Consider the following 1,343-nt stretch of genomic DNA (forward strand, 5'->3'; position numbering starts at 1 on the left):
GTCCCGGGTGAAGTCTTGTCCGGCGCCCAGTCCGAAGTCCGACCGCCCCCTACTGTCGCCGGATGAGGACTCGCTCGTCGACCGTGATGCTCGTCGGCGGCACGTCGCTGGCCATACTGGGGGCCGTCGTGTCCGTCGTCTACTTCCTGCAGCCGTGGCGCACGTGCCCGGACGAGGACTCGTCGGCCGGCTGCGCGATGCTTCCCCTCGATGCGTCGATCATGAGCGCAGCGATGGTCGTGACCCTGTTCGCGACGGCGGTCGCCATCGCCGGCGCTATGGGCAGACGGCGCACCATGTACTGAGTGCGGGCGGTGAGGCCGAGCGGAATGCGGGGAATGGCAAAGGGCCCCACGTCCGCTTCATGGTGCGGGTGGGGCCCTTCGGGTGGCGGTAGCGGTGGGCTTGAGTTCCGCGCGTTGGCTGCCCCTGCTCGCTCGGGTCGTTCTGGCATCTGACCTGGCCTTTTACCGTTCCGCCCGTTGGATCGGGTTGCACCCGCCGGCACCGATCCGCCGTCCAAAACGGAGGCAATCCGGCGACCTGTCGAAACCTCGGCCGGTGGGGACACTCGGAGGCGCCGTACCGATAGCGGAGCACAAGAGGTCGGCGGAGGTCCGGGTCAAGGGTGGCCGCAGGCCATCGCGTAGCGACGCCGCAGGCGCCCTTGACGCGGTCCGGAGTCGGCCGGATGCTCGGCGGTCGGTGCGGGGCCGGCACGTAAGCGGGAAGCGGGACCAGTCGGCCCGCTCGGTTCTCACCTTCTCGGGCGCTACGGTTCCGGTCATGGCCGTCGCGAACTTCCCATGCCCTTGCTGTGGGCATCGCGTCTTCGACGAGCCGCCCGGGAGCTACGCCATCTGTCCGGTGTGCTTCTGGGAGGACGACGCGGTCCAGCTTCGATGGCCGGACTACGGCGGCGGAGCGAACTCTCCCTCGCTCATCGAGGCCCAACAGACCTACAGGCTGGTCGGCGCCATGGAGCCTCGATTCATCAGCAAGGTCAGGGTCCCCGGGCCGAACGAGCCACTGGACGCCGATTGGCGCCCAATCGACTTAGTGATCGACGACTTTGAGCCCCGAGCCATCACGGAAGAGCCGTGGCCCGACGACGACGCCGCCCTGTACTGGTGGCGGCCAACGTTCTGGCGCGCGCGCTGACGTCGGGGACCCCGACGCGAGGCCGGGCGCGGCATGGCGAGCGGCGCAATGCCTGAGCCGGCGGACGCAGAATGCGGTCGATGGACGAGATGAGGCGGTTCCGGGTGCGAGCTCCGGGGCCGCCTTCGTCATGCCCGGGCCGGTCGGACGGGTGGGGTGCGCGGAGCGAGCGCAGCGAGCGG

General features: G+C 69.7%; 2 protein-coding genes. Both read left to right on the forward strand.

Features of this window, described 5'->3' with window-relative positions:
• The first annotated feature begins 62 nt into the window (after positions 1–62).
• Entirely contained in the window at positions 63–305 is a 243-nt protein-coding gene (locus ACFWEK_RS21650) for a hypothetical protein (RefSeq protein WP_430555382.1), read from the forward strand.
• Between the two features lie 481 nt (positions 306–786).
• Positions 787–1,161: a CPCC family cysteine-rich protein gene (locus ACFWEK_RS21655; RefSeq protein WP_430555383.1), complete on the forward strand. Its 375-nt coding sequence runs from the start codon at positions 787–789 to the stop codon at positions 1,159–1,161.
• The last annotated feature ends 182 nt before the right edge of the window (positions 1,162–1,343 follow it).

This window comes from Isoptericola sp. NPDC060257, assembly GCF_042726645.1.
Lineage (GTDB): Bacteria > Actinomycetota > Actinomycetes > Actinomycetales > Cellulomonadaceae > Isoptericola > Isoptericola nanjingensis.

Bases quoted from the DNA above. Each gene is read 5' to 3' on its own strand.
- ACFWEK_RS21655 (WP_430555383.1), top strand. From the start codon at position 787: ATGGCCGTCGCGAACTTCCCATGCCCTTGCTGTGGGCATCGCGTCTTC.
- ACFWEK_RS21650 (WP_430555382.1), top strand. From the start codon at position 63: ATGAGGACTCGCTCGTCGACCGTGATGCTCGTCGGCGGCACGTCGCTG.